Raw genomic sequence first — 24,943 nt, 5'->3', positions numbered from 1 at the left:
GCAGGGGCCGTGTGTACGGTCATGGCGAGCTCTCTTACGGTGCGGCTCGCCCGAGCCAGCCGGTCGCCGGAGGCGCCGGGACAGGGAGCAATCCAGTTGCCGCGCAAGAAGATCCATACCGACATGCCGATCGGGGAAATCTATCCTCGGCTGCTGCGCTATACCTGGCGCTACAAGCACTGGCTGACCTTCGCGGGTCTCGGGATGGCGATCTATGCCGGCGCCGACACGGCGCTGATCTATATTCTCAAGCCGCTGCTCGACGGCAGCATCGTGAATCGCGATCCATGGATGATCCGCTGGATTCCGATCTTCATGCTGGGCCTGTTCATCGGGCGCGGCATCGCCGGGTTCGTGTCGAACTACGGCATGGCCTGGGTGGCCAACCGTGTGGTGTACAACGTGCGCTCCGACGTGTTCGAAAAATTCCTGCGCCTGCCGGCCAGTTTTTTCGACCGCAATACGACCGGCCGCACGACGGCCATGCTCACCTACTACACGAGCCAGATCTCCGGCGCGGCCACCAGCGCGATCACGATCGTGATCCAGGATACGCTGCGTATCGTCGGCTTCACGCTGCTGATGTTCTGGGTCAACTGGTCGCTGGCGCTGATTACGTTGCTGGTCGGCCCGATCATCGCGCTGATCGTGAACCATGTATCCAAGCGATTTCGTCGCTATAGCGCGACCATCCAGCAGTCGATGGGTGATATCACACACATCAGCGAGGAGGTGCTGACCGGTCAGCGCGTGGTGAAGGTGTTCGGCGGCGAGGATCATGAGCGGGATGCCTTCGAACGCGTCAACGCCTTCAACCGGCGCATGGCGATGCGCAAGGCCACCACCAGCGCGGCCAGCGTGCCGGTGATCCAGTTCATCGCGGCGATCGCGATCGCCTTCGTCGTCTCGGTGGCCGTGCGCAACACCGGCGGCGGGGTGATGACGCCGGGCGATCTGGCAACGTTCTTCGGTGCCATGATGGGCATGATGGGCCCGATCAAGCGGCTGACCGGTGTGAACGCCACCATTCAGGCCGGGATGGCCGCCGCCGGGGCCATCTTCGAGCTGATCGACGAGCCGGGCGAGCCCGATCACGGCACCCGGACACTGGTGCGCGCCCGGGGCAAGATCGACGTCGAGGATGTCTCCTTCCGTTATCCCGGCGGCGATCACGACGTGCTGCGTCATATCAGTTTTCATGTGCAGCCAGGCCAGACCGTGGCCTTCGTCGGCCGCTCGGGCAGCGGCAAATCGACGCTGCTGTCGCTGTTGCCGCGTTTCTATGACGTCCAGGAAGGGCGCATCACCTTAGACGATGTGCCGGTCGCCGATTACCGGCTGATGGATTTGCGTCGGCAGATCAGTTTGGTTGACCAGAATGTAGTGCTGTTCAACGACACGATCGCCGGCAACATTGCCTACGGGGCACTGGGCGATACCGATCGTCCAATGATCGAGGACGCGGCACGGCGCGCTTATGCGGCCGATTTCATCGAGGCGCTACCGGAGGGCTACGATACGCAGGTCGGGCAGAACGGTTTGATGCTCTCCGGCGGCCAGCGCCAGCGCGTGGCCATTGCCCGTGCGCTGCTCAAGGACGCACCGATCCTGATTCTGGACGAGGCCACGTCGGCGCTCGATACCGAATCCGAAAAAGCGATCCAGAAAGGCCTGGACAATCTCATGCGCAATCGCACGACGCTGGTGATCGCGCACCGTCTGTCGACCATCCAGGATGCCGACCGCATTGTGGTGATGCATGACGGTCAGGTCGTCGAGCAGGGCAACCATGCAGAGTTGATGGCACACGGCGGCCACTATCGCAGCCTGCACGATATCCAGTTCGCGAGCCCGGGCGGGGCGTGAGCGCTGTCGGGCTGTCGGCCGCGATCCAGCGGCGCTGGTACGGCAGTCGTCCAATACTGGCGCTCGTGCCGCTAGCGGGAATTTATGGCGGCGTCGTCGCGGCGCGTCGATGGGCCTATCGACGCGGATGGCTGTCGTCCGAGCGTGTCGATCGCCCGGTGCTGGTGATCGGCAATATCAGTGTCGGCGGCAGCGGCAAGACCCCACTCACGCTGGCCGTGATCGAGCGTGCGCGTACGCTTGGCCTGCGGCCCGGCGTGGTTTCGCGCGGCTACGGCGGCCGGGCAGCGGCCTATCCGCTGGATGTACGACCCGATACCCCGGCCGCCCAGGCGGGCGACGAGCCCGTGCTGATCGCGCAACGCAGCGGCGTTGCCGTGGTTGTTGCCCCGGATCGTGTGGCCGCGGCGCGGTATCTGATCGATCACCATGACGTGGATTTGATCATCGCCGACGATGGGTTACAGCACTATCGCCTGCAACGTGACGCCGAGATCGCGGTCGTGGATGCGCGCCGGGGCTACGGCAATCGGCGATTGCTGCCGGCCGGACCGCTGCGCGAGCCGCTCGCAAGACTGGCTCGGGTCGATCTCGAATGTGTCCAGGGGCCCGGCCAAGATTTCTGGCTCGAACCGGGCGAAGCGCGTTGCCTGGCGGATGGCCGAACCGTCTCGCTGGACGGCTTTCGGGGCCAGCGCGTGCATGCGGTGGCGGGGATCGGCGAGCCGGCGCGCTTCTTCGACATGCTCGAGGCGGTCGGCCTGGATGTGATCCGGCACGCGGCGCCGGATCATTATCGTTACGCCGCCGACGATCTCGACTTCGCCGACGATCGCCCGGTGCTGATGACGGAAAAAGATGCCGTGAAGTGTCTGTCGTTTCGTCAACTTAATCTCTGGGCGATTCCGGTCACCCCTTGTTTGTCGCCGAATTGTGCAGACGCGCTCGACACGCTGCTCCGGCGACTCGTTGATTATTAACCCGGCATACAAATAGATGATTTTCGGGTTAATAACGCGAGTATGCGGACGCATGCTCGCCGCGGCCGATGGCCGCGAAGCCATTGAAAATGAACGACGGACATGCGCCGGCGTGCGTTTTCAATGGCGTTTAAAACAGCTGATGGAGTCAGCTGTTTTGATGCTGGATTAATAACAGGAGAGCGAATGAGTTTTCATGTCGTCATTCCCGCCCGCTTGGCCAGCACACGCTTGCCGGGCAAGGTGCTGCGCGAGATCGCAGGCCGCCCGATGATCGAGCATGTGTGCCGGGCCGCCGCCGCGAGTGCGGCGGCTTCGGTTATCGTGGCCACGGACTCGGCTGAGATCGCTGCGGCAGTCGAGCGCGCCGGCGCTCGTGCGGTGATGACGCGCGCCGATCACAGCTGTGGCAGCGATCGCATCGCGGAGGCCGTGGCCGGCGCGCAATGGCCGTCCGACGCCATTGTGGTCAACGTACAGGCCGACGAGCCGATGATGCCGCCGGCGCTGATCGATCAGGTCGCACAGGCGTTGGCCGACGATCGCGGGGCGGCCATGGCCACCGCTGCTACGCCGATCGAAACGGCAGAAGAGTTCCTGAACCCGAACGTCGTGAAAGTAGTGGCGGCCAACGGCCGGGCCCTGTATTTCAGCCGGGCGCCGATTCCCTTCCACCGCGACAGTGGCAACGCAGCATTCGCAGGTGCGGCGCGGCGTCATCTCGGGATCTATGCCTATCGCGTCGAAGCGCTGCGCAGGTTCGCCGCAGCCGCGCCGGGCGTTCTCGAACAGCATGAATCGCTGGAACAGCTGCGGGCGTTCGAGATCGGCCTGCCGATCGCGCTTGTCGATGCCGTGGCCCTGCCGGGGCCGGGGGTGGATACGGAAGCCGATCTCGCACTCGTCGAACAGAGGATGCAACGCCTATGACGACCTCGGCTAACGCTCCGATCCAGGTGCTGTTCGTTTGTCTCGGCAATATCTGTCGTTCGCCGACGGCCGAAGGCATCATGCGCCAGCGTCTGAAGCAAGCCGGTATCGCTCGGCAGGTGGTTGTGGATTCGGCCGGCACCGGGCCGTGGCATGTCGGCGATCCGCCCGATCGGCGAGCGCTGGCGGCCGCGGCCGGACGAGGTTACGACTTGAGCGCCCTGCGTGGGCGACAGGTGAGCGCGGCTGATCTCGCCCGTTTCGATTACGTGATCGCCATGGACGATGGCAATCTCGGCGATCTACGGGCGCTGGCCGAGGGCGATCGCGAACAACTGAACAAGATTTGCCTGCTCGGCGATTTCAGCCCGGCCCATCGTGGCCAGCCTGTGGGCGATCCGTATTACGGCGGTGCCGACGGCTTCGACCGCGTGCTCGATATGATCGAGACCTGCATCGACGGACTCGTGGCCGACATCAGCGCGCGTCTCGATCGAGCCTGATTCCGCCCCCGGCCGACCCGTGTTTCAGGGCCGGCCGGGCGTAGGACACGCCGCGATCAGCTCGACTTGTCGCGGTGGTCGGCTTCGGTCTCGGTTTCCGCGGCTTGCGTCTCGGCCGTCGCATCGTCGCCTTTCGTCTCCGCCGCGGCGGAATCGTCGGTCCGGGTTTCGACCTGCGTGAGCTTGTGTTCCACGGCGGGCGCCTCCGCGCCGTCCACGGGAACTGCGGACGCCTCGACACGCGGAACCGCCTCGGCAACCGGTTCTTCGGTTTCTGCCGCCGTTTCCTCCGCCGCGGGGTCGCGCGGAGCGACCGTGTCCTGGGTCTCGGACTGAGACGTGGCCTCGGCGGCCTGTGTCTCGACCTGCTTCAGCTCGGTGTCGGCTTCGGCGGCCGGACGCGTCACTTCGGCGGACTCCGATTCGGTCATCGGGTCAGCCGATGCTTCGCTCGACTCGGCCTCGGCGGGCTTCGACGGATTTTCGGCGGGTGCCGCGCGCTTGTCATCGACCTGCGATGTCGCCGGTGCCTCCGACGCGTTGCCGGCCTTGCGCTCGGCCTGCGTCGGTTTTTCCGACTCGGGTTGAGCCGGTTCGCTCGCCGGTTCTACCGTGTCAGCCGCGGTATCCGTCGCATGGGCGGGGTTTGACGACGATTCCGCGGTTTCAGCCGTTTTCGACGTGTCTTCGCCGATGGCCGGGTCCGCGGTCTTGTCGTCGTCTTTATCGGCCGACTTGGCTTTGCTGTTGGAACGACGACGCTTGGGCTTGGTCTTGCGCGGCTTGTCGCTGGACGAGGCCTCGCTCGAATCGCCGGCGTCCGTATCGCTGGCCGCGGCTTCCGTCGTATCGGCGTTATCGGCGGCCTGGTCGGGCGCGGCTTTCGACTTCGAATCGTCTTTTGCCGTGCTGCGGTCGCTGTTGTCCTGCTTCGAGCGTTTGCTCGTCTTCGACGTAGACGACTTTTTCTTCGGACTGCCCTCCGTGTCGCCATCGTCGCCCTGGCTGGCGCTACGGGCGTTTTCGCTGGCGGTCACCGCTGACCAGGGCTTGTCCTCGACCTCGGGCAACTCCGATTTGGACTTGCGCTTGGAGGTGTTCTTGTTGTCGTCACCGTGCTTGCTATTGTCGTCCGAGTCTTCGCTGCGGCTCTGGCCCGTCTGCGCGTTCGACTCGTCGGCCCGCGCGTCATCGCGGTTCTCGGCGGTACCGGCGGCCTCGGGCTCATCCGGCTTGGAGTCGGTCTTCGACGTGGCCGGTTGGGACCGGGTTTTCTCATCGCCGCGACCCGAGGATTCGGCGCCGCCCTGACTCGGGGCTGCGTTTTCGCCCGAGGCGCGATCGTCTTCGGACGTCTGTGCTGACGAGTCGTTGGTACTGTTGTCCTCTCCGGACGCCGATTGCGACTCATCGTTTTCGCCCGCGCCGCCGCGCTTGCGGCCGCCACGCCGTCCACGGCCGCCGCGACGTCGACGGCGCCCCCGTTTGGCTTCGCCCGAGGCACTGTTGTCTTCGTTGGCCGATGACTCGTCGTTCTTGCGTTGCGCGTCGTCGGACGTGTTCTCGGCGGCTTCCGGCGCGCGCGCCGCCGGGCCGTCGGTACGCTCGCCGCTCGAAGGCGCCTGCGCGGCGCGATCGTCTTTGGACTTGCTGCGTGCTTCGTCAGCGCTCTTGCGTGCCGCGGCGGCTTTGTCGCGGTTGCTCTGCGCCGTATCCGTGGCGGGTTTATCGGCCGACTTCTTATCCGCGGCCGACGATTGTTCCGTAGTGGAGTCCGAGTCCTTTTTCTGCTTCTGGCCGTCGCTATCGGCTTGGGCCTTGGTTTGGCCGTTCGCCTGGCTGCCGCGATTGCGATTGCGCCCGCCGCGCCGGCGATTGCGGTTGCGCCCGTTGCCACGGTTGTCGCTGCCGTCGGATTTATCGCCGCGTGCCTCGGTCTTCGAGCCGCCGTCCGCGGAATCGGCGCGCGCCGATTCGTCATCGGTCGATTTCGAACCGTTGCCTTCGGCGCGGCGACGCTTGTCGTTGTTGGTCTTCTGGGTGGTGGCCTCGCGACTGGCCGGGCCGGACCCGGGCAGGCCAAGATCCGCCTCGCCGCCGAAGATACGCCGCAGGGCGTCCCACAGCTGCTGCCAGGGCGTCATGGTGACGGACGGGTGGGGCGGCGCCGCTGCCGCCGCTGCTGCGGCCTCGGCTTCCGGCTGACTGCTGCGGTCGATTACTGGCGCATCGGGGCGTGCCACGCGCTTGACGGCGGGTTCCTCGCGGGCTTTCTGCGTGCTGGCCTTGTGATCGGGCTCTGCCGGCTTTTCGATCTCGACCTGGGTGTCGATCTTGTAGCTGGCGGCGTTGTTGTCGTCCTCGGTGAGTTGATCACCGCGGACGCGCTTGATCTCGTAGTGGGGCGTTTCCAGTTCGTTGTTGGGCACGAGCGTGATCCGCGTCTTGGCGCGCTGTTCCACGTCGGCGAGATCGGCGCGTTTTTCGTTGAGCAGGAAGCTCGCCACCGGGATCGGCAGCTGCACGATCACGCGGCCCGTGCCCGGCTTCATGGCTTCTTCTTCAAGCAGGCGCAGGATCGATAGCGACAGCGATTCCACGCTGCGGATCGAGCCGCGTCCGAGGCAGCGCGGGCAGACCTGGCTGGAATATTCGGACAGGGAAGGCTTCAGCCGCTGGCGCGACATTTCCAGCAGGCCAAAGCGCGAGATCCGGCCGATCTGAACGCGTGCGCGATCGGCCTTGGCCGCCTGCTTGAGGCGATTTTCCACCTCGCGCTGGTTCTTGGCGCTCTCCATGTCGATGAAGTCGATCACAACCAGGCCACCGAGATCGCGGATACGCAGCTGGCGGGCGATTTCCTCGGCGGCTTCGACGTTGGTGTTGAACGCCGTTTCCTCGATGCCCGCGCCTTTCGTGGCACGCGCGGAGTTGATGTCGACCGAGGTCATGGCCTCGGTATGGTCGATCACGATCGAGCCGCCGGAGGGCAGGGTGACTTCGCGCTCGAAGGCCGACTCGATCTGCGACTCGACCTGGAAGCGCGAGAATAGCGGGGTGTCGTCGGTATATTTCTTGAGCTTGTTGAGTGCGTGCGGCATCACCTGCTGCATGAACTCGCGCCCGGTGTCATAGACCTCGGGCTGGTCGATCAGCACTTCGCCGATGTCGTCGCGCAGGTAGTCGCGCAATGCGCGGATGATGACGTTGGATTCCTGATAGATCAGGAACGGCGCCTTGCGCTCGTTGGCGGCGTCGTTGATCGCCTTCCAGACCTGGGCCAGATAATCCAGGTCCCACTGCAGTTCCTCGGCGCAACGGCCGACGCCCGCGGTGCGCACGATCACGCCCATGCCCTCGGGCACCTGGACTTCGTTGAGCGCTTCACGCAGTTCGTTGCGCTCTTCGCCCTCGATCCGACGCGACACGCCGCCGGCCCGCGGGTTGTTGGGCATCAATACGAGGTAGCGCCCGGCGAGGCTGATGTAAGTCGTGAGTGCGGCGCCCTTGTTGCCGCGTTCTTCTTTTTCGACTTGGACGATAACTTCCTGGCCTTCGGACAGCGTGGCCTTGCCGTTGCTCTGCCCTTTACCGTCGGACTTCTCGTAGTAGGACTTGGCCACTTCCTTGAGCGGCAGGAAACCGTGACGGTTGCCGCCATAGTCGATGAAGGCGGCCTCCAGGCTCGGCTCGACGCGGGTTACGCGCCCTTTATAGACATTGGCCTTGCGTTGTTCTCTTGAGCCGACCTCGATGTCGAGGTCATGCAGTTTCTGTCCATCGACGATGGCCACGCGCAGCTCTTCCGGCTGGGTGGCATTGACCAAAATACGTTTCATGGAATGGGATCCAGTGGCGCGCTCGACTGGCGACCCGGGCAACCCGCGTATGGACGCGTTGCCACGTGGCCGACCGCGACGTGCGCCCCGCGCACTCGCCAAGCATCGCGGCGAGCAGTAGGGGGACTACGGCGGTCAGACAGGAGCGCATAATAATGAATGGATAACTCTAGACTGGGGAACCGCTGGGCGACTGGGCCGTGATAGGCTTTTAGACGTTACGCACCAGCGTGTTCGAAATAACTGTCGGTCAGCGCTCGCTGGCAACATCAGGCTTTGATGTGCCGCGGTATGCGCGACCTTGGGAGTGTAATCTGACATCGCAGCGGCCTCAAGTACGACATGTGCGTGTGCATGCCAACGATGACGGCATGCGCCTGGATAATTTTTTGCTGCGTGAATTCAAGAACGTGCCGAAATCGCGCGTTTACAAAATCATTCGCAGCGGCGAAGTGCGCGTGAACAAGGGGCGGGCCAAGCCCGGCACCCGGCTCGCCGCATCCGACGACGTGCGCATCCCCCCAGTGCGGCAACCGGCAAAAACCGACCCGGGGCGCCCGCCCGACGCGCTGATGGCCAAGGTCAACGCCGCGATCGTGGACGAGACGGCCGATTATCTGGTGTTCGCGAAGCCGGCGGGGCTGGCGGTGCACGCGGGGAGCGGGCTGCGCTTTGGTCTGATCGAGGTGCTGCGCGCATCGCGTCCGGACGAATACTTCGAACTCGTGCATCGGCTCGATCGCCAGACCAGCGGCTGCTTGCTGGTGGCGCGCTCGCGGGCCGCGCTTGATGATCTGCGCGCCGGGCTCAACGACGCGTCCGCGACCAAGCGCTATGTTGCTCTGGTTGAAGGCCGTTGGCCGCATGGGGCGATCGAGGTCGACGCGCCCTTGTCACGGGATGTGGAGCGCGCGGGCGAGCGGGTCGTGACCGTGGACCGGGAGGGTGGGCGCGCCAGCCTTTCGCTGTTCGCCCCGGTGGATTTCTATGCCGATGCCACCCGCATGGACGTGGAAATCCGCACCGGGCGTACGCACCAGATTCGCGTGCACGCCGCCCACTGCGGCCACCCCGTGGCCGCGGACGACAAATACGGCCCCAACACACGAGCCAGCGTGTGGCGCGAACGCGGCCTGTCGCGGCTGGCCCTGCACGCGGCCTCCGTCCAGCTCGAATTCCGGGGGCGGCGGCATCATTTCAACGCGCCCCTGGCGGACGATCTCGCAGCGGTGTTCGACCGTCTGGAGCGGGCGTAATGGCGCGCGATTACGAGCTCATCATCTTTGATTGGGACGGCACGCTGATGGATTCCGCCGGCGAGCTGATCGGTACGCTCCAGCAGGCAATCCAGGATACCGGGCTGCCCGAACGCACGCCGGCTCAGATGCGGGAACTGGTGGGCCTCGGTATCCAGGACGTGCTCGCGCGCCTGTTTCCCGAGCTGGACCCGGTGCGCGTGCGCGATCGGATCAGCCGGTACCGGCGCCGCTGCGGCTGGCCGCGCGCCGCGCCGCGGTTGTTCGAGGGCGCGCGTGATGCGCTCGTGGAACTCAGTGAGCAGGGCTTCGAACTGGCCGTGGCGACGGGCAAGAACCGCCGCGGGCTGGATCGGGCCATGCGGGCGACGGATTCCAAGGGATTGTTCCGCATCACGCGCTGCGCGGACGAATCCGTGCCCAAGCCGGCGCCGAACATGATCGACGACATCCTGTTGCGCACGGCAACCGAGCCGGGGGCGACACTCATGGTCGGCGATACCGAATACGATATGGTCATGGCGCGCGCCGCCGGGGTCGATGCTCTGGCGGTGCGCTGTGGCGTACACGATGAAATCCGGCTGCGTCGCGCAGGCGCGATCGATGTCGTCGACGACGTCCGTGCCCTGCCGGCCTGGCTGGCCGCCGGTTGACCCGCTCGGCAGCGGCCCGCGGGCCCGGCGACCATCAGGGCAGGGCGATGCCGGCGTCGGCCAGCAGGCGGCGCAACCCGATCAGCGGCAGACCGACCAGCGCGCTCGGATCCTTCGATTCGATCGCCGAGACCAGTGTGATGCCCAAGCCTTCGGACTTGAGGCTGCCGGCCGTGCCCGTGACGTCCTCGGCCGCCACGTAGCGGGCGATTTCGTCGTCATTCAGATCGCGAAAGCGGGTGGTTACGGTTTCCAGATGAATGCGCGGCTCGGCAAAAGCCGGGGCGCAGACACATAAGCCGGTATGAAAGACCACGCTCTTGCCGGACTGCAGCCTTAATTGTTCGCGCGCGCGAGCGGCGGTGCCGGGTTTGCCCAGGATGTGCCCTTCGACATCGGCGACCTGGTCGCTGCCGATGACCACAGCCTCGGGCCAGTCGGCGGCCACTTTCTCGGCTTTCATGCGCGCCAGCCGGCAGGCCAGGGCATCGCTGGCTTCGCCGTTCCGCGGGGTTTCGTCGATATCCGGCGAGGTGGCTTCGAAGTGCAGGCCGATCTGGCGCAGTAGTTGACGGCGCCAGACCGAGCTGGAAGCGAGAATCACGGGCGTGCGATGCGTGGTCATGGGCTTGGGCGGCAGATAAAGGTTGCGGCCGAGCTTAAACCAGGCCGGCGCGATGCCCAATTTCATGGCATTCGATCGGCGAAATGCTTTGACTTGAGGCGGCCCGGCGCCTATTATCGCGCGCCATGTCATCGGGGCAGCAATTGACGCGGCAGATCGATTACCGCCGCCGGGCGCTGGACAAGGCGAATCTGGGCGGTCATCTGACGTTGTCGGCGTTGCCTCGAACCAAGGAAGTCGTGGTCGCCGATTCGGGCGTGCCGGTAAAGGTATCGCTGCAGCTGGATGAGGATGTTCAGCGGCGCGTGGTCCTGACCGGTCGGGTTCAGACGACCCTGATGCTGGCTTGCCAGCTTTGTCTGCAGCCGACCGAAGAGACGATGGACGTCGGGGTGGCGGGTATCGTGGTAGCGAGCGACGAAGCCGCGGCCGCCGTGCCGCGTGAGTGGGAGCCGATTCTTACCGACGGTGACATGCTCGATGTGCATGCGCTGATCGATGATGAGCTGCTGCTTGCGCTGCCGATGACCGTACAATGCGATCGCCCGGAATGCCGGGCGGCCTACGACACCGAGCAACAAGCGCCGGAAGAGACGCCGGCCGAGAAAAAACCGAATCCGTTCGCGGCACTGAAATCGCTCAAGAGCGATGACGACGCGTCGCGATAAACCGATCTGGATAACCCGAAGGCACTGCTATGGCCGTTCAACAGAACCGTAAATCCCGCTCGAAGCGCGACAAGCGTCGTAATACGCACGCAAGCATGAATCGTCCGACGCTGTCGATCGATCAGACCACCGGCGAGACGCATCGTCGTCACCACGTGACTCGCGACGGTTTCTACCGTGGCCGGCGCGTGGTCGAGACCGGCGACGACGCCTAAGCTTCACGCGCATCGTCGTCATATCGAGCCGACAGCGCAGCGTCCGGGTGACGGGCGCTGCGCTGTATTGCTTTGCGCAAGGGGCGAGGGGATGAAGCGAGTGCAGCCACGTGAGACGGTCGCATGTCCGGCATGATCCGGATTGCCGTCGATGCGATGAGCGGCGATCACGGTAGTGCCGTGGCCGTCGATGCCGCCATCGAAAGCCTGCGTCGGCACGAAGATATCGTGCTCCGATTGGTGGGCGATTCGGCTTCGCTCGAAACGCAGATTGCCGATCGCCGCAAACGTGCCACCGCGAGCGGGGCTTTCGATCGTCTGGAGGTCGTGCATGCCGGCGAGGTCGTCGATATGTGCGAATCGCCGGCGCGCGCCTTGCGTCAGAAAAAAGACTCGTCCATGCGCGTGGCGGTCAATCTGGTGCAGAGCGGCGAGGCCGATGCTTGTGTCTCGGCCGGCAACACCGGCGCGCTCATGGCGACCGCCCGCTTCGTGCTCAAGACATTGTCGGGCATCGACCGCCCGGCCATCATCTCGCCGATTCCGTCGCGCGACGGGCATACCCTGATGCTCGATCTCGGTGCGAGCGCCGAGAGCACGCCCGAGCAGTTATTCCAGTTCGCGGTGATGGGCGCCGTGCTGGCCCAGGCGGTGCACGGTATCGAGCAGCCACGGGTCGGCTTGCTTAACATTGGCGCCGAGGAGATCAAGGGCAACCAGCAAATCAAGGACGCCGGTCGTCTGCTCGCGGCCAGCGGGTTGAATTACATCGGTTTCGTCGAAGGCGACGATATCTATATCGGTGATGTCGATGTCGTTGTCTGCGATGGCTTCGTCGGCAACGTCGCACTCAAGACCAGCGAAGGGCTCGGCAAGCTCATCGCCCAATATCTGCGCGAGGAGTTCGCGCGCAACTGGCTGACCAAGGCATCGGCAGTGCTCGCCATGCCCGTGCTACGGGCCTTCCGCGACCGTGTCGACCCGCGCCAGTACAACGGTGCCACGCTGGTCGGCTTGCAGGGTACCGTGGTCAAGTCCCACGGCGATGCCGACGCCACTGCCTTTGCCAGTGCCATCGGTGTGGCGCGCCTGGAAGTGGCGCAGAGCGTGCCGCGCCGTATCCGCGAACAACTGGCGCATAACCTCGGCGAATAGACGCGATCGCGCTCGAATCGGGTGCCATGGACGATTCGCCGTGTGGCGATTGATTCGCCGCTTTCCTGCCCCTATATCTGTAGCCGTTGATGGTTGCGGATCGCATAATCGTACCGATCATGGGTCGCTCGGCCGGCGCTTCTCGCCGTCGGCCGTCTGTGGTCGTACCGCCGTCCAACTCTCTATCGTTCAACTGGTGCCGCGCGTGTGTCCGTGAGCTCACGCTCGTGCCGGATGAAACCAGGGGTCGACATGACTGATACCGACAGACCGAAAATCGGGCGCGACGAAGGCGGTACCGCGGTCGCGCCCGACAAGCCCAAGACCAAGAAGCCACCGCTATATAAAGTGGTGATGCACAACGACGACTACACGCCGATGGAGTTCGTCGTGGAAGTGTTGATGACTTATTTCACCCACGACCGCGACAAAGCGGTACAGATCATGCTGACCGTTCATACACGGGGCAAAGCCGTGGCCGGCACTTATACCGCCCAGATTGCCGAGACTAAGGTGCAAATGGTTAACGACCACGCTCGCGCACACCAGCACCCACTGTTGTGTACTATGGAAGAGGCCTGATAGGACGGCCGATACGTCGCGCCGCAGGTTTAAATCGAACGCCAAGTTCGGGGACGCAAAATGCTCAGCCAAGAACTGCAGACTGCACTCGACGCCGCCTTCATGGTCGCGCGTCGTCAGCATCACGAAATGCTCACCGTTGAGCATTTGCTGATGTCGCTGCTGGACAATCCGGCAGTGATCGAAGTGCTCGAGGCCGTGAACACCGACATCCAACGTCTCGAGCGTGAACTCAAAAACTACATCGACACGCATGTGCCGGTCGTGCCGGCCGGTGAGGACCATGAGGTTCAGCCGACCCTGGGTTTCCAGCGCGTGCTGCAGCGCGCGGTGTACCACGTGCAGTCGTCCGGCAAGAAGGAAGTGACGGCGGTCAACGTGTTGATCGCGATTTTCTCCGAGCAGGAGTCGCATGCCGTCTATCTGCTCGGCGAGCAGGACGTCACGCGCCTGGACGTGGTCAACTTCGTATCGCACGGTGTGAACAAGTCGGGCGAGGAGTCCGGCGACGCCGGCAGCGCAGGCCAGGCCCAGACCGACGAGAACGGCGAGTCGAACGCGTCGCCGCTCGAGCAGTATGCGACCAACCTCAACCGCAAGGCGGCCGAGGGGGATGTCGACCCGCTGATCGGGCGCGAGCACGAGCTCGAACGCGTGATCCAGACGTTGTGCCGGCGGCGCAAGAACAACCCGCTGCTGGTCGGCGAGGCCGGCGTCGGCAAGACGGCGATCGCCGAAGGTCTCGCCCGGATGATCATCGAAGGCCGGGTGCCCGACATCCTCTCCAAGAGCGTCATCTATGCGCTTGACCTGGGCGCGCTCATTGCCGGGACCAAATATCGCGGCGACTTCGAAAAGCGTCTGAAAGGCGTGCTGGCCGAACTGGCCAAGCAGAAGGGCGCGGTCCTGTTCATCGACGAAATCCATACGGTGATCGGCGCCGGCGCGGCTTCGGGTGGCGTCATGGATGCCTCGAATCTGCTCAAGCCCAAGCTGGCGTCGGGCGAGCTGCGCTGCATGGGCGCGACCACGTATCAGGAATTTCGCAATATCTTCGAGAAGGATCGGGCGCTCGCGCGTCGCTTCCAGAAGGTGGACGTGCCGGAGCCGAGCGTGGCCGATACGGTGCAGATCCTCAAAGGGCTCAAGACCCGCTTCGAGGAGCACCATCAGGTGCGCTTCACCAACCCGGCGCTGGAAGCGGCGGCGGAGTTGTCGGCGCGTCATATCAATGACCGGCATCTGCCCGACAAGGCGATCGATCTGATCGACGAAGCCGGCGCGCGTCTGCGCCTGCGGCCGTCGACCAAACGCCGCAAGACGGTGCAGGTACGTGACATTGAGGAAATGGTGTCCCGGATTGCGCGGATTCCGTCTAAGACCGTCTCGCGCGACGACCGGGCCGTGCTCAGTACGCTCGATCGCGATCTCAAACTGGTCATCTTCGGCCAGGACGAGGCCGTGGACTCGCTCGCCAGCGCCATCAAGATGTCGCGTTCCGGGCTCGACAATCGCGACAAGCCGATCGGTTCCTTCCTGTTCGCCGGCCCGACCGGTGTGGGCAAGACCGAGGTGACGCGTCAGCTGGCGTTGCATCTCGGCGTGGATCTGATCCGCTTCGATATGTCCGAGTACATGGAGCGGCATACGGTATCGCGTCTGATCGGCGCGCCTCCGGGTTATGTTGGCTACGATCAGGGCGGCTTGCTGACCGAGGCGGTGAACAAGCAGCCGCATTCGGTCATCCTGCTCGACGAGATCGAAAAAGCGCATCCGGACATCTATAACCTGCTGTTGCAGGTGATGGACCACGGCACGTTGACCGACAACAACGGGCGCCAGGCGGACTTCCGCAACGTGATTCTGGTGATGACGACCAACGCCGGCGCGGAGGCGATGGCGAGCCGCAGCATCGGCTTCAATCCGACCGACAACAGCTCGGACGGCATGGAGGCGATCCGCCGCGGATTTTCGCCGGAATTCCGCAACCGTCTGGATTCGATCATCCAGTTTGCGCCGCTCAAGGGCGATGTCATCGAGCGCGTCGTCGACAAGTTCGTGCTGCAGCTCGAGGCCCAGCTCGAAGAGCGCCACGTGGAGTTGGTGGTCGAGCCCGAAGCTCGGGCATGGCTGGCCGAGCGGGGCTACGACGAGCAGATGGGCGCGCGCCCGATGGGTCGCGTCATTCAGGACAACATCAAGAAGCCGCTGGCCGAGGAGCTGTTGTTCGGCGAACTCGCCAATGGCGGACGGGTGGTCGTCCGCGTGGAAGACGGCAAGCTCGATCTGGACGTGTCCTCCAACGAGAAGACGCCGGAAAACGCCTGAAACCGGTATGCCGGCACGCGGGTCAGCCTGCGTGCCGGCCGCCAGTCTGGATAAGCCCGAGCCTCGAGCGCTCGGGCTTTTTTGTTTGTCGCGGATCAGTAAGTCATGCCGGCTTCCGCATCCTGTCGCTTCAGAAGCATCGTGTTCGCGAAGGGAAGGCCCGCCCGGTCAATAACGATGACGCGCCGCTCTGGCGGCGCCCCAACGCCCGCCAGTACCGTCGCCGCACAAGCGGGATTTGAATATAGGCACGGCGCGCGCGGATTGGGCATATTCCGAGATTCGTGAGCCCGCATTCGATGCGCTGGGACGCCGCGCTTGATGAAGGCGCGCCAACCCTCGCAATGGATGCGATTCACGCCATACTCACCAACACAGCGGCTGGCAGGCCGGCACCGCGGCTATCAGTCGCGCGTGCGCGGCGACGTGGTCCGTCGGATCTGCGGCGCAGGCGATTACCGGGCTGACCCCGGGGTTGGCCAGGCCGGAAAGCGCTTTTGAGTCTTATTCCACCGTGACGCGATTGAGTTCGGCCAGACTGATCACGCCGGTGCGCACCTTGTTGAGCCCGGCCTGGCGCAGATTGAGCACGCCCTCCGATGCGGCCTGTCGCTCGATATCGTCGGCATTGCCGCCGGACATGATGATCTGGCCGATGGCATCCGTAACCGGCATCACCTGGTAGATGCCCACGCGCCCGCGATAGCCGCCGGTGCAATGGTCGCAGCCCTTGAGGTCGGCTTCGTAGATCTTGAGGTGGTCGATTTCGTCGGCGCCGAAACCTTCCTCGATCATGGCGTCGCGCGGGATCTCGGCGGCGCTCTTGCAATGCGGGCAAAGTCGGCGCGCGAGCCGCTGGGCGATGATCAGCGTCACCGACGCCGCGATGTTGTAGGCCGGCACGCCCATGTTGATGAGGCGGGTCAGCGTCTGCGGCGCATCGTTGGTGTGCACCGTGGACAGCACCATGTGGCCGGTCTGGGCCGCCTTGATCGCGATCTCGGCCGTTTCCAGGTCGCGGATCTCGCCCACCATGATGACGTCCGGATCCTGGCGCAGGAACGCGCGCAGGCAGGTCGCGAACGTCAGGCCGACGCGCGGCTGGACATTGACCTGGTTCACGCCGGGCAGGTTGATCTCGGCCGGATCCTCGGCGGTCGAAATATTGCGATCGGCCGTGTTCAGGATATTGAGCGCGGTATAAAGCGAGACCGTCTTGCCGCTACCCGTCGGCCCGGTGACCAGCACCATGCCATAGGGCTTGTGGATGGTGGACTCGAATATCTCGCGCTGAGCGTCCTCGTAGCCGAGCGCCTCGATGCCCATCTGCGCGCTGGCCGGATCGAGAATACGCAGCACGATCTTTTCGCCGTGCAGCGTCGGGCAAGTCGAGACACGAAAGTCGATCGCGCGATTTTTGGACAGATTGAGCTTGATGCGGCCGTCCTGCGGGATGCGTCGCTCGGCCAGGTCGAGGCGCGCCATCACCTTCAGGCGTGCAGACAGGCGCATGCCAATGGCGGCCGGCGGCGACGCCACCTCGCGCAGTACACCGTCCTGGCGCAGACGCACGCGATAGCGCTGTTCGTAGGGCTCGAAATGAATATCGGAGGCGCCGCGGTTGATCGCGTCCAGCAACACTTTGTTGACGAAACGCACGACCGGCGCATCGTCCGCGTCCGCCTTCAGCGCGTCGGTACTGCCGGTATCGCCGCTGTCCTGCTCGACCGCAAGATTATCCAGTGCGACATCGTCGAGGCCGGCCATCGCGCTGTCGAGCGCGTTGAAGTTCGACTCGATCGCGCGCTCGAGCTTGTCCTGCTCGACCAGAACCGCTTCGATCTGCTGGCCGGTATTGAACCGGAATTCATCCAGTGCCTGGAGATTCGTGGGGTCGGCAACCGCCAGATAGAGCGTGCGTCCGCGCCGGAAGATCGGTAGGGCGGCGTGTTTGCGAATCAGGCTCTCGGGCGCTGCGTCGATCGGTGCATGATCGAGATTCACCGCGCGCAGGTCCAGCAACGGCATGGAGAAGGCGCGCGCCAGCGCTCGGGCCAGTACGGCAGCGCTCAGGGCACGGGTGGCTACCGCGCGCGCCACGAACGATTCGTCGTTGCGCTGCGCCTCGGCCTGGATACGAAGCGCTTCCTCGTACTCGATGAGGCCGTCTTCGACGAGTTGTCGTGCCAGGCCCCCGAGGGACGGCTGGCGCGTCGGACGTTGAGTCGTCGGCATAGTTACGGCGCGTACCGGAAGAGACCGCATGATGGCACGGTCGCCCGGTACGTCGCATCACCTGATTAATCGCTCACTCGATTGTAGGCGGTTTTCTTGTGGGGTGCCATGAACTATCGTCGAGGGGTCATTCATGTCGAGAGACCGAGTTGAAAACGATTTTCGAGGCGTTGCGTGAAAGCCATGACAAACAGCGGCGGCTACTGGCGGCGCTGAGCGATACGCACGGCGATACCGACAAGCGCGAAGGCTTGTTTGCCGCGGTCAAGGCCGAACTGGTGCATCACGAGAACGCGGAAGAGCGTTATTTCTATAATCCGCTGATGGAGCACGATATGACGCAGGAGAAAGCGCGTCATAGCGTCGCGGAGCATCACGAGATCGACGAGCTGGTCGAGGAGCTGGAGGCGACGGACTACAGTTCGCCGGCCTGGCTGAATTCGGCCAAGAAGCTCGAGCACCTTGTGACTCATCATCTGGATGAAGAAGAGCAGGAGGTCTTCCAGATCGCCGGTCGCGTACTGGGCGACGACGAGAAGACGCAACTGGCGCACGACTACGATCAGATGATGGAAGAACAGGCCAGCGGTTCGCCGTAGTGGCATGGGCCGGCGCGGCGTCGGTAACGGCGCCGTGTCCCGCCGGGCGCAACGTAGGATGACCTGTAAAAGGCTACGCGGCTCGCTTTAGGGGAATGATCGTCGGTCGATCAGGCGGGAATAAGAATGGTCGGAGTAGCAGGATTTGAACCTACGACCTCCACCTCCCGAAGGTGGCGCTCTACCAAGCTGAGCTATACTCCGATGTATTTCAGGACCGACGCTGAACCGAGAAACGGGCCAGCGAAATCAAGGCGTCCTTGAACTGCGACGACTCGAACGAAGCGAGACAATCGATCGATTTCTCGGCTGCCTCGTCGGCGCGGCCGAAAGTGTATGTCATCGCATCGGTGGATTCAATCGCTTTTTTAATAGAATTGAGTGCACCGAGGTCAGCGTCGCGAATTGCCTGGCGCAACGGGGCCGCTTCGGCCTCCGGCGTACGCGCCAGCGCGCAGATCAGCGGCAGGGTGGTCTTGCCTTCGGCCAGATCGTCGCCGAGGTTCTTGCCGTAGGTTTCGTCGCCGTGACCATAATCCAGCGCATCGTCGACGACCTGGAACGCGACACCCAGGTTGCGGCCGAAATCGGCCATCGCCTGACAGTGTTCCGGCGAGCGCCCGGCGAGTAGCGCGCCGAGGCGACAGCCAGCGGCGAACAGGCTGGCGGTCTTGCGATCCACGACTTCCAGGTAATCCCGCTCGCTCAGATTGGGGTCGTGCGCATGCATCAACTGCATGACTTCGCCCTCGGCGATCCGGTTGGTCGCGTCGGCGAGAACTTTCATGACCTCGAACGAATCCAGTTCGACCATCAATTGGAACGCGCGCGAGTACAGGAAATCGCCGGTCAGCACGCTGGCGTCGTTACCCCAGACACTGTTCGCGGTTTCGCGCCCGCGGCGCAGGGTAGACTCGTCGACGACGTCGTCGTGCAACAGGGTGGCGGTATGAATGAATTCGATGATGACCGCCAGCAAGTGATGCGCGGTGCCTTCATAACCGGCCGCGCGCGCCGCGAGCACGACGAGGGCAGGGCGGATTCGCTTGCCGCCACTGGCGATAATATATTCGCCCAGCGTATTGATGAGGACGACGTCGGAGCTCAGCCGCTTACGGATCAGCGCGTCGACCGCGCGCATATCATCTTCGACCGGCTGAAACAGCGGCTGGATATTCATCTGTCCGGGATCGCAAAAACAGCGGCAAACTTAGGGCTGCGGCCGCTATCTGTCAAGAACGGGGTCGGTAAACGCAGGCGTTGACCCGCGCGGTGCAACGCCGTATCATTCGCGCTCTTTGAACGGGCCGAACACGCCCGCAACCTGCGTTTGGAGTGGACATGCACGCGGTAATCCGTACCGGCGGAAAACAGTACAGGGTCGCGGAAGGCGACGTGGTGCGCGTCGAGAAGCTCGATGCCGAGCCCGGCAGCACGATCGAGCTGGCTGACGTGTTGTTGATCTCCGATGGCGATAACGTCCAGATCGGCACGCCGGTTCTCGACGGCAAGGCCATTTCGGCCGACGTCCAGAGCCACGGTCGCGCCGACAAAGTGGAAGTGATCAAGTTCAAGCGTCGTAAGAAGTATCGTCGCACGCACGGTCACCGCCAGCATTATACGCAGCTCAAGATCACCTCGATCCCCGGCGCTTAAGCGCTGCGGCATCGAATCCTCGAACGGGAGGCACTAGCTCATGGCACATAAAAAGGCAGGCGGTAGTACCCGCAACGGTCGCGATTCCGAATCGAAACGCCTCGGCGTGAAGAAATTCGGCGGCCAGCAGGTCAAGGCCGGCAACATCATCGTTCGTCAGCGTGGCAGCAGCTTCCACGCCGGCTCGAATGTGGGCACCGGCAAAGACTACACGCTCTACGCGAGCGTCGACGGTAAGGTTGACTTCGCCGTCAAGGGGCCGAACAACCGTAAGTTCGTCTCGGTGGTCCCGGCCGCCGACTGACACGCGATCGATCGCTCGATCGCGAAAGCCTCGCTTCGGCGGGGCTTTTTTGTGTTTGCTCGTACTGCATGATCAGTAGATCATCATCCCGCGCTGAGGGCGGATCGCATGAAATTCGTTGATGAAGCCAACCTTCGGGTCGAGGCCGGCGACGGTGGCCACGGTTGCCTGAGCTTCCGGCGCGAAAAATACGTGCCCCACGGCGGCCCCGATGGCGGTGACGGTGGCGATGGCGGCAGCGTTTATCTGATCGCCGACCATAATCTGAATACGCTCTACGACTATCGCATCAATCGCGTGTTCAAGGCCGAGCGCGGCGGCAACGGCGCGGGCAAGAACCGCACGGGCGCGAAAGGGCAGGATCGTTATCTGCCGGTGCCGGTAGGTACGTTGTGCTACTCGCGTGAAACCGATGAGCTGATTGGCGATCTGACCCATGACGGCGAGACGCTATGCGTGGCGCAGGGCGGCTACCATGGCCTGGGCAATGCGCGTTTCAAATCGAGCACCAATCAGGCGCCGCGCAAAACGACCGACGGCACCCCGGGCGAGATCCGCGAACTGCGTCTTGAGCTCAAGCTGCTGGCGGATGTCGGGCTGGTCGGCCTGCCGAATGCCGGCAAGTCGACGTTATTGTCGTCCATATCGGCCGCGCGTCCGCGTATTGCCGATTACCCGTTCACCACCTTGCAGCCGCAGGTCGGCGTGGTCAGTGCCGGGCCGCTGAAAAGCTTCACGCTGGTGGATTTGCCGGGGTTGATCGAAGGCGCGGCCGAAGGCGTCGGGCTGGGGCATCGTTTTCTGCGACACGTACAGCGGACCCGTCTGTTGTTCCACGTCGTCGACGCAGCCGACATCGAGGGGCGTGACCCGGTCGAGCAGATCCGCACGATCAGTGACGAACTCGAGCGTTTCAACCCGGAGCTCGCCAAGCGACCGCGGTGGTTGCTGCTCAACAAGGTCGATGCGCTCGAACCCGAGGCAGTCGATGCGCTGCGTGAACGCATCGTGACCGAGCTCGATTGGCAGGCGCCAATCTATACGATTTCGGCGATCCGCCCCGATACGCTGCGGGTGTTGATCGACGAGGCCATGGAAGCGCTGGATGCAGCTGCGGCCGAAGCGGCGGCCGCGGATTCGGATGCGACGGACGCGGCCGACGATGAGCGCGCGTGAGCGCCTGCCCGGCGTGCGGCGTTGGGTGGTCAAGATTGGTAGCGCGCTGCTCACGGCCGACGGGCAGGGTCTGGATCGCGCGCGGCTCGAGGAATGGGCGCGTCAGATCGCCGCCCTGGCTGCCGGCGGCAACGAGGTCGTGCTGGTGTCCTCGGGGTCGGTGGCCGAGGGCATGGTCCGTCTGGGTTGGCGCAGCCGCCCGTTGCGCCTCGATGAGTTGCAGGCCGCGGCTTCGGTGGGCCAGGCGGGCCTCGTCGAAGCCTATGGGCAGGCGTTTGCCGCATTTCAGCGCCGGGTTGCCCAGGTATTGCTGACCCACGACGATGTGTCGCATCGCGGGCGTTATCTCAACGCCCGCCGTACGCTGATGACGTTGCTCGGCTTGGGTGTAGTACCCATCGTGAACGAAAACGACGCGATCGCGATGGAAGAGATTCGAGTGGGTGACAACGACACGCTCGCCGCACTCGTGGTCAACCTGATCGATGCCGATGGTCTGGTGATTCTGACCGACCAGGCCGGCGTCTTCGATGCCGATCCGCGCACGCATCCCGAAGCCAGTCTCGTGCCCGAGATCGAGGCTTATGCGCCGGAGCTGCTACGTATGGCCGGAGCCAGTGGCGGGGTGCTGGGTCGCGGGGGCATGCAGACCAAGATTCTCGCCGCGCGCCAAGCCGCCGATTCGGATGCCCTGACGGTGATCGTGGACGGCCGTACGCCGCGTGTTCTGGAGCGAGTAGCGGCCGGTGAAGCGCTGGGGACGTTATTGTTGCCGCGGCCCGGACGGCGCCGCGCCGCGCGCAAGAACTGGTTGGCCGGGCAGCGCCGGGTGCGCGGGCGGTTACAGGTCGACGCGGGCGCGGCTCGTGTGTTGCGCGAGGCCGGCCGTAGCCTGTTGCCGATCGGCGTGACCGCGGTGGAGGGTGATTTTCATCGCGGCGATCTTGTGGCCTGTATTTCGCCTGATGGCGAAGAGGTCGCGCGTGGTCTCGTCAATTACGACGCGCGCGAGGCCCGCTTGCTGATGGGGCAGTCCAGCGAACGGATTCCGGCGATCCTCGGGTACGACCGCGAGCCGGAGTTCATTCATCGGGATAACCTGGTCACAGTCTAAGAGCCTATTGGAATAGGCTCCAGGGCGTGTCGTCATGAGATATACCGCCTCACGGGCAAGGGCCCTGCGGGGTGATGCCCGCCCAACGCGCCAGGCGGCGTTGCATGCCTTGACTGTGGAGCCCGCCACGCTCGGCGGCATGCGCCTCGCCTGACACGATGGGCGGGCCTCATGCGGCGGCGTCTCTCATGACGACAGGCCCTAAGGCGCGCTTCAGGCATAAAAAAACCCGCCGTATCGGGCGGGTTTTTCTAGCAATTCGGGCGCTGGGCTCAGGCCTGAGCCATCGCCTTGATCTGCGCGTTCAGGCGCGATTTGTGGCGGGCCGCCTTGTTGCTATGGATCTGACCCTTGCCGGCCATACGGTCAATGACCGGGACGGCGTTCTTGAAAGCTTCCTGCGCGCCCGGCAGATCGTTCGACGCAATGGCTTTCTGCACCTTCTTGATGTGCGTGCGCACGAGCGAACGCTGCGCCATGTTGCGCTGACGGTGTTCGGTCGCCTGGCGGACGCGTTTGCGGGCTTGGGCAGTATTCGCCACGGACAGCTCCTGAAATTTGGTTGGAATGCCGGAAAGGCGCGCGATTATCGTTAATAGCGCGACTCATGTCAAATCTGACGATCGTGTTTCGATTGCCCGACATTAAAGGCTATAGTGCGCTGCGTTTCGGCTTCCTGCAATTGTAATGGCTTCATCACTGGCCCGGTCGACCAGCGTGGTCGGCGCGATGACATTCTGTTCGCGCATCCTGGGCTTTGTCCGCGATGTGGTGCTGGCCGTGATGTTCGGCGCCGGGCCGGCGATGGACGCGTTCCTCGTCGCCTTCAAAATCCCCAATTTCCTGCGCCGGCTGTTCGCCGAGGGGGCTTTTGCGCAATCGTTCGTCCCAGTGTTGTCGGCCACGCGCGATCAGGAAAGTGGCGACGAGGTTAAGGAGCTGGTGTCGGTGGTCGCCGGCACGCTAGGCGTCATTCTGATCGGGTTGACCATCATTGGCGTGATCGCGGCGCCGCTGTTGATTTATGCCTTCGCGCCCGGCTTCGCTGAATCGCCCGGCCAGTTTTCGCTGGCCGTCGATATGCTGCGCATTACGTTTCCTTATCTGTTGTTCATCTCCCTGACAGCGCTGGCAGGGGGCATTCTCAACACCTACGGCCAGTTCGCGGTACCCGCGGTCACGCCGGTATTGCTCAATTTCTGCATGATCGGTGCCGCGCTCGGCCTGTCGCCGTTCTTCGCGCAGCCGCAGATCGCTCTGGCGATCGGTGTATTCATCGCCGGTGTGGTGCAGTTGGCGTTCCAGGTGCCGTTCCTGTTGCGTATCGATCGCCTGCCGCGGCCGCGCTGGGGGTGGTCCAATGCCAAGGTGCGCCGGATCCTGCGGCTGATGCTGCCGATCATGTTCGGCTCTTCGGTCGCTCAGATTACGCTGTTGCTGGATACGATCGTCGCGTCGTTTCTGGCCGCGGGCAGTGTCAGCTGGCTGTATTACGCCGATCGGCTGATGGAATTTCCGCTGGGCATCTTTTCGGTCGCGATCGCGACGGTGATCCTGCCGACGCTATCGGCGCGCCATGCGAGCGCATCGAAGGACGAGTTCTCGGCCACGCTCGACTGGGCGCTCCGGCTGCTGGCCCTGCTCGGCCTGCCGGCGATGGTTGGCCTGTTCGTACTGTCGGGGCCGCTCGTGTCCACGCTGTTCAATTATCGCTCGTTCGGCGCCCACGATGCGCTCATGAGCCAGTATGCGCTGATGGCGTATTCGCTGGGATTCATGGGGTTTTCGCTGGTCAAGGTGCTTGTGACCGGTTTCTACTCGCGCGAGGACTCGCGTACGCCCGTGCGTTGTGGCGTGATTTCGATGATCAGCGCGATGGCCATGAATCTGATTTTCGTCGGTATCTTTCTGTTCATGCACTGGCCGGCGCCCCACGCCGGGCTGGCGCTGGCGGGTTCGCTCGGCGCGTTCGTCAACGCCGGATTGCTGTTCCGCAACCTGCGGGCCAGCGGGGCCTATGCGCCGGGCGCCGGCTGGGCCGGTCTGTTGTGGCGAGTGGCTCTGGCATGCATCGTGATGGCGGCGGTACTACACTTCGGCGCGGCGACCAACGCGGTCTGGGTGTCGCGCACCGCACTCATGCGGGTCGCCTGGCTGTCGATCTGGATCGGCGCCGGTATCGCCATTTATTTCATCGTGCTCGGGCTATTCGGCATACGGCCGCATCAGTTTCGACTGGGCCACGGCTCGACGAAGTAA

At 64.0% G+C, this 24,943-nt stretch carries 22 protein-coding genes and 1 tRNA gene; 17 read left to right on the top strand and 6 right to left on the bottom strand.

Annotated features, from left to right (window positions below; translation table 11 throughout):
* Positions 1–21 precede the first annotated feature (21 nt).
* From msbA to C41B8_RS12675, 4 genes are all read left to right on the top strand, one after another.
* The gene (gene msbA / locus C41B8_RS12690; RefSeq protein WP_232226066.1) at positions 22–1,866 is read left to right on the top strand and encodes a lipid A export permease/ATP-binding protein MsbA; all 1,845 of its coding nucleotides are present in this window, start codon (positions 22–24) and stop codon (positions 1,864–1,866) included.
* Positions 1,863–2,846, top strand: coding sequence for a tetraacyldisaccharide 4'-kinase (lpxK, locus tag C41B8_RS12685; RefSeq protein ID WP_156962524.1), 984 nt, complete (start codon positions 1,863–1,865; stop codon positions 2,844–2,846). Before msbA ends, lpxK begins: the two co-directional genes overlap by 4 nt.
* Before the next feature lie 186 nt (positions 2,847–3,032).
* Entirely contained in the window at positions 3,033–3,776 is a 744-nt protein-coding gene (gene kdsB / locus C41B8_RS12680) for a 3-deoxy-manno-octulosonate cytidylyltransferase (RefSeq protein WP_037338759.1), read from the top strand.
* Positions 3,773–4,279 carry a low molecular weight protein-tyrosine-phosphatase gene (locus tag C41B8_RS12675; RefSeq protein WP_037338756.1) on the top strand — a complete coding sequence of 169 codons (507 nt, stop codon included), beginning with the start codon at positions 3,773–3,775 and terminating at the stop codon, positions 4,277–4,279. Before kdsB ends, C41B8_RS12675 begins: the two co-directional genes overlap by 4 nt.
* 56 nt (positions 4,280–4,335) lie before the next feature.
* Here C41B8_RS12675 and C41B8_RS12670 read toward each other — a convergent pair whose 3' ends face one another.
* Entirely contained in the window at positions 4,336–8,118 is a 3,783-nt protein-coding gene (locus C41B8_RS12670; protein WP_051883481.1) for an Rne/Rng family ribonuclease, read from the bottom strand.
* A 371-nt stretch (positions 8,119–8,489) separates the two neighbouring features.
* On the opposite strand from C41B8_RS12670, the gene C41B8_RS12665 reads away from it, so the two are divergent.
* Both C41B8_RS12665 and C41B8_RS12660 read left to right on the top strand, forming a co-directional pair.
* On the top strand, positions 8,490–9,374 hold the full coding sequence (locus C41B8_RS12665; RefSeq protein WP_084188941.1) for an RluA family pseudouridine synthase: 885 nt from the start codon (positions 8,490–8,492) through the stop codon (positions 9,372–9,374).
* The gene (locus C41B8_RS12660; protein ID WP_037338753.1) at positions 9,374–10,027 is read left to right on the top strand and encodes an HAD family hydrolase; all 654 of its coding nucleotides are present in this window, start codon (positions 9,374–9,376) and stop codon (positions 10,025–10,027) included. Before C41B8_RS12665 ends, C41B8_RS12660 begins: the two co-directional genes overlap by 1 nt.
* Before the next feature lie 34 nt (positions 10,028–10,061).
* Here the strand turns inward: C41B8_RS12660 and C41B8_RS12655 are convergent, their stop codons facing one another.
* Entirely contained in the window at positions 10,062–10,652 is a 591-nt protein-coding gene (locus tag C41B8_RS12655; protein WP_037338835.1) for a Maf family protein, read from the bottom strand.
* 125 nt (positions 10,653–10,777) lie between these two features.
* On the opposite strand from C41B8_RS12655, the gene C41B8_RS12650 reads away from it, so the two are divergent.
* The 5 genes from C41B8_RS12650 (at position 10,778) to clpA (ending at position 15,600) form a co-directional block, all read left to right on the top strand.
* Complete coding sequence (locus C41B8_RS12650; RefSeq protein WP_037338750.1) at positions 10,778–11,320, top strand: YceD family protein; 543 nt, start codon at positions 10,778–10,780, stop codon at positions 11,318–11,320.
* A gap of 29 nt (positions 11,321–11,349) precedes the next feature.
* The gene (gene rpmF / locus C41B8_RS12645; protein WP_037338747.1) at positions 11,350–11,535 is read left to right on the top strand and encodes a 50S ribosomal protein L32; all 186 of its coding nucleotides are present in this window, start codon (positions 11,350–11,352) and stop codon (positions 11,533–11,535) included.
* Between the two features lie 123 nt (positions 11,536–11,658).
* The gene (gene plsX / locus C41B8_RS12640; protein WP_037338745.1) at positions 11,659–12,690 is read left to right on the top strand and encodes a phosphate acyltransferase PlsX; all 1,032 of its coding nucleotides are present in this window, start codon (positions 11,659–11,661) and stop codon (positions 12,688–12,690) included.
* Positions 12,691–12,942: 252 nt separating this feature from the next.
* Positions 12,943–13,272 carry an ATP-dependent Clp protease adapter ClpS gene (gene clpS, locus C41B8_RS12635; protein ID WP_037338742.1) on the top strand — a complete coding sequence of 110 codons (330 nt, stop codon included), beginning with the start codon at positions 12,943–12,945 and terminating at the stop codon, positions 13,270–13,272.
* Between the two features lie 60 nt (positions 13,273–13,332).
* Positions 13,333–15,600: an ATP-dependent Clp protease ATP-binding subunit ClpA gene (gene clpA / locus C41B8_RS12630; protein ID WP_037338739.1), complete on the top strand. Its 2,268-nt coding sequence runs from the start codon at positions 13,333–13,335 to the stop codon at positions 15,598–15,600.
* A gap of 504 nt (positions 15,601–16,104) precedes the next feature.
* On the opposite strand, the gene pilB is transcribed toward clpA, so the two are convergent.
* Positions 16,105–17,835 (bottom strand): type IV-A pilus assembly ATPase PilB, encoded by a 1,731-nt coding sequence (gene pilB, locus C41B8_RS12625; RefSeq protein WP_051883479.1) that lies wholly within the window; start codon positions 17,833–17,835, stop codon positions 16,105–16,107.
* Between the two features lie 149 nt (positions 17,836–17,984).
* Here pilB and C41B8_RS12620 point away from each other — a divergent pair, with 149 nt between their 5' ends.
* Complete coding sequence (locus C41B8_RS12620) at positions 17,985–18,434, top strand: hemerythrin domain-containing protein (protein WP_037338737.1); 450 nt, start codon at positions 17,985–17,987, stop codon at positions 18,432–18,434.
* A 127-nt stretch (positions 18,435–18,561) separates the two neighbouring features.
* Here C41B8_RS12620 and C41B8_RS12615 read toward each other — a convergent pair.
* Both C41B8_RS12615 and C41B8_RS12610 read right to left on the bottom strand, forming a co-directional pair.
* Positions 18,562–18,638 (bottom strand) — tRNA-Pro (locus tag C41B8_RS12615).
* A gap of 7 nt (positions 18,639–18,645) precedes the next feature.
* On the bottom strand, positions 18,646–19,614 hold the full coding sequence (locus C41B8_RS12610; protein ID WP_037338735.1) for a polyprenyl synthetase family protein: 969 nt from the start codon (positions 19,612–19,614) through the stop codon (positions 18,646–18,648).
* Between the two features lie 161 nt (positions 19,615–19,775).
* On the opposite strand from C41B8_RS12610, the gene rplU reads away from it, so the two are divergent.
* The 4 genes from rplU (at position 19,776) to proB (ending at position 22,684) form a co-directional block, all read left to right on the top strand.
* A complete protein-coding gene (rplU, locus tag C41B8_RS12605; RefSeq protein WP_037338829.1) occupies positions 19,776–20,090 on the top strand; it encodes a 50S ribosomal protein L21 in 315 nt (104 codons plus the stop codon).
* Between the two features lie 40 nt (positions 20,091–20,130).
* Positions 20,131–20,394 (top strand): 50S ribosomal protein L27, encoded by a 264-nt coding sequence (gene rpmA / locus C41B8_RS12600; RefSeq protein ID WP_037338732.1) that lies wholly within the window; start codon positions 20,131–20,133, stop codon positions 20,392–20,394.
* A gap of 108 nt (positions 20,395–20,502) precedes the next feature.
* Positions 20,503–21,570 (top strand): Obg family GTPase CgtA, encoded by a 1,068-nt coding sequence (gene cgtA / locus C41B8_RS12595; protein WP_037338729.1) that lies wholly within the window; start codon positions 20,503–20,505, stop codon positions 21,568–21,570.
* Positions 21,557–22,684, top strand: a complete 1,128-nt coding sequence (gene proB, locus C41B8_RS12590; RefSeq protein WP_037338826.1) for a glutamate 5-kinase — start codon at positions 21,557–21,559, stop codon at positions 22,682–22,684. Before cgtA ends, proB begins: the two co-directional genes overlap by 14 nt.
* A 272-nt stretch (positions 22,685–22,956) precedes the next feature.
* Here proB and rpsT read toward each other — a convergent pair whose 3' ends face one another.
* Positions 22,957–23,226, bottom strand: a complete 270-nt coding sequence (gene rpsT / locus C41B8_RS12585) for a 30S ribosomal protein S20 (protein WP_037338727.1) — start codon at positions 23,224–23,226, stop codon at positions 22,957–22,959.
* 145 nt (positions 23,227–23,371) lie between these two features.
* Between rpsT and murJ the strand changes: the two genes are divergently transcribed.
* Complete coding sequence (gene murJ, locus C41B8_RS12580) at positions 23,372–24,943, top strand: murein biosynthesis integral membrane protein MurJ (RefSeq protein ID WP_084188936.1); 1,572 nt, start codon at positions 23,372–23,374, stop codon at positions 24,941–24,943.

The sequence above is a fragment of the Salinisphaera hydrothermalis C41B8 genome (assembly GCF_000732535.1).
Lineage (GTDB): Bacteria > Pseudomonadota > Gammaproteobacteria > Nevskiales > Salinisphaeraceae > Salinisphaera > Salinisphaera hydrothermalis.
This window is presented reverse-complemented; position numbering and strand designations above follow the sequence as displayed.